General features: G+C 77.1%; 1 protein-coding gene. It reads right to left on the reverse strand.

Annotated features, from left to right (window positions below):
- Window positions 1-56 precede the first annotated feature (56 nt).
- Window positions 57-3344 carry an ATP-dependent helicase gene (locus GL263_RS23670; RefSeq protein ID WP_323379538.1) on the reverse strand — a complete coding sequence of 1096 codons (3288 nt, stop codon included), beginning with the start codon at window positions 3342-3344 and terminating at the stop codon, window positions 57-59.
- Between the last annotated feature and the right edge of the window lie 67 nt (window positions 3345-3411).

Raw genomic sequence — 3411 nt, forward strand, 5'->3', positions numbered from 1 at the left:
GTGGGAGGGGAGCTCGGGCACCCGGAGACGGTAACCGTTCGCCGCGTCGCCGGCCGTCACTCGACGACCTGCCGGCCTTCCGGGCGGGCGCCGCAGGAGGAGCGGAAGGCGCAGTTCGCGCACTGCCGGCCGGTGACCGGCCCGAAGCGCTCGTCGAGCACCCGGCCGGCCGCCGTGGCCAGCAGCCCGGCCACCCAGTCCCCCGTCTCCGGGTTCCCCGCGTCAGCGGCGTCGGGGGCGGCGGCGCCGGTGGCGGGCTCCAGCGGTTCCTGCCGCTGCACGGCGGGCATCTCGTCCCCGCCCTCCTTGCGGGTGGCGCCCAGCCGGAGGTGCACCAGCTCCCCGCCGCCGGCCTCCCGTCCCGGGGAGAGCTCCCGCAGGGCGCGCTGGTAGACGGCGAGCTGCGGGTGCCGCTCGACGTCGGCGGCGGTCGGCTTGCCCGCGCCGGTCTTGAAGTCGACGACGTAGGCGCGGCCGGCGGCGTCCTCCTCGACCCGGTCGATGCTGCCGCGCACCCGCACCCGGTGGTCGCCCGCCTCCAGCGTCACGTCGAAGTCCTGTTCGGTGGCGACGACGCGGCGGCCGCCCCGGTCGGTGACGTGCCAGCGCAGGAAGCGCTCCAGCGCCGCCCGCGCGTTCTCCTTCTCCTGCCGGGACTTCCAGGGCGCCTCGAAGGCGAGCGCGTCCCAGACGGTGTCGAGCCGGGCGAGCAGGACGTCCAGGTCGGCGGGGGTGGTGCCGGAGGCGACCTCGTCGGCCAGTACGTGGACGACGTTGCCGAAGCCCTGGGCGGCGGTCGGCGGCGGTTCGGCGCGCACCTCTCGGCCGAGGAACCACTGGAGCGAGCAGCCGTCGGTGAGCTGCCCCAGCGCGCTCCCGGAGAGGGTGACGGGCCGCTCGGGGTCGCGCAGCGGCTCGGCCGCGGCGGTGGTGTCGTACAGGCCCCACCAGCGCTGCGGGTGGGCGGCGGGGACAAGCTGGTGGCCGTCGTCGTCGCGCAGTTCGGCCAGGGCGGCAAGCCGGTCGGCGGCGGCGGCCCGCAGCGCGGGCGAGGCGGCGGGGTCGACGGTGGTGGCGCGCAGTTCGGCGACCAGCGCGGTGACCGCGAGCGGCCGCAGCGGGCGGACGGTGCTGTCCCTGGGCTCCACGCCGAGCTCGTCGAGGAAGCGGGAGGGCTGGTCGCCGTCCTCGCTCGCGGACTTCACCGCGGTGACCACCAGCCGTTCGCCGGCGCGGGTCGCGGCGACGTAGAAGAGCCGCCGCTCCTCGGCGAGCAGCGCGGCGGGGGTCAGCGGTTCGGCCAGGCCGTCGCGGCCTATGCGGTCGGCCTCCAGCAGCGAGCCGCGGCGCCGCAGGTCGGGCCACACGCCCTCCTGCACCCCGGCGACGACAACAAGCCGCCACTCCAGGCCCTTGGCCCGGTGTGCGGTCATCAGCCGGACGGCGTCGGGGCGTACCGCGCGGCCGGCGAGGGTGTCGGCGGCGATGTCCTGGGCCTCCAGCTCCGCGAGGAGGTTGAGGGCGCCGCGGCCGCCGGTGCGTTCCTCGGCGCGGCCGGCGACCTCGAAGAGGGTGCACAGGGCGTCCAGGTCGCGGTCGGCGTTGCGGCCGGCGGCTCCGCCCCGGCGGGCGGCGCGTTCCAGCCGGTCGGGCCAGTCGGTGCCCTGCCACAGCTCCCACAGCGCCTCCTCGGCGCTGCCGCCGCCGGCGAGCAGCTCGGCGGCCTTGCGCAGCAGCTCGCCCAGCCGGTGGGCGCCGGCGGCGTAGGAGCGGTCGTGGGCGACGAGGCGTTCGGGCTCGGCCAGGGCGCGGGTCAGCAGCTCGTCCGACGGCGGCGGCACCTCTGCGCCGGCGTCGCGTTCCTCCTCGCGCAGCGCCCGGCCGAGGCGGCGCAGGTCGGCGGCGTCGAGCCCGGCGAGGGGGGAGCCGAGCAGGGTGAGCGCGGTCTCGGTGTCGAGCCAGGGCGCGTCGGGCTCGGCGGCGCGGCGGGCGGCGGCGCGCAGCGCGGTCAGCAGTGGTGTCACGGCGGGTTCGTGGCGCAGCGGGAGATCGTCGCCGGTGGTCTCCAGTGGTACCCCGGCGGCGGTGAGGGAGCGGCGCAGCGCGGGTATGGCGGACTCGCCGGCGCGTACCAGTACCGCCATCCGCGACCAGGGCACGCCGTCCTCCAGGTGGGCGCGGCGCAGCACGTCGGCGATGGTGTCGCGTTCGACACCGGGGGTGGCGCAGGTGTACACCTCGACGCGGCCGCCGGGCCGCTCGGCGGTCAGGGAGCGGTGTGCGCGGACGGCGTCGGCGGGCAGCCGGGTGAGCGGCATCCGGCGGGTGAGTTCGCGGCCTGCCGCCAGGACGGTGGCGGGCGCGCGGCGGCTTGTGGCCAGCACGGCGACGTGCGAGGGGCCGCCGTCGGGCCGGCGGAAGGTGTGGGGGAAGCGGAGGATGCCGTTCACGTCGGCGCCGCGGAAGGTGTAGAGGGACTGGTCCGGGTCGCCGAACGCGACGACCGTACGGCCCGCACGCGGCTCGCCGACCAGCGCCCGCAACAGCCTGACCTGCGCCGGGTCGGTGTCCTGGTACTCGTCCACGTAGATCGCCTGGTAGCCGCCCAGGGTGTCGGGCACCACCTCGGGGCCGACGCGCTCGGCGAGCAGGGCGGCGCGGTGGACGAGCTCGGCGTAGTCCAGGACGCCCTGCATGTCGAGGACGTCCAGGTACTCGGCGAGGAAGGAGGCGGCGGCCCGCCAGTCGGGACGGCCGGCGCGCTCGGCGAAGTCGGCGAGCGCGCCGGGCCCCAGGCCGAGTTCCCTGGTGCGGGCGAGCACCGCCCGCACCTCGTCCGCGAAGCCCCGGGTGGTCAGCGCGGCACGCAGGTCGTCCGGCCAGGCGGTGCCGGCACGCCCCCGGCGTGCGAGCTCCCGCTGGCCGTCCAGCAGCTCCCGGATGTAGAGGTCCTGCTCCGGTCCGGAGAGCAGCCGCAGCGGCTCGGCGAACAGGTCGGCGTCCTGGTGGGCCCGCACGAGGCCGTAGCAGAAGGAGTGGAACGTGGCCGAACGGGGCGCGGTGCCGCCGAGTCGGGCGGCCATCCGGTCGCGCAGTTCCCCGGCGGCCCGGCGGCCGAAGGTCAGCACCAGCACCCGGCGGGGGTCGACGCCGCGGCGGATGCGCTCGGCGACGGCCTCGACGAGCGTGGTGGTCTTGCCGGTGCCGGGGCCGGCGAGCACCAGCAGCGGGCCGCCCTCGTGCTCAACCACGGCACGCTGGGCTGCGTCCAGTCGGGGGAGCGCCCTGTTCTCCGGCGGCGTGCGCACCAGGCGGTACGCGGGGGACTTGCTGGAAGAACTCACTTCGCTCGCCGGTCTTCGGGGTCTGTCTGGACTGTGCCGACGGTACGCCAGGGGCGGACCGCCGGGC

Source organism: Streptomyces durbertensis, from assembly GCF_014156695.1.
GTDB lineage: Bacteria > Actinomycetota > Actinomycetes > Streptomycetales > Streptomycetaceae > Streptomyces > Streptomyces durbertensis.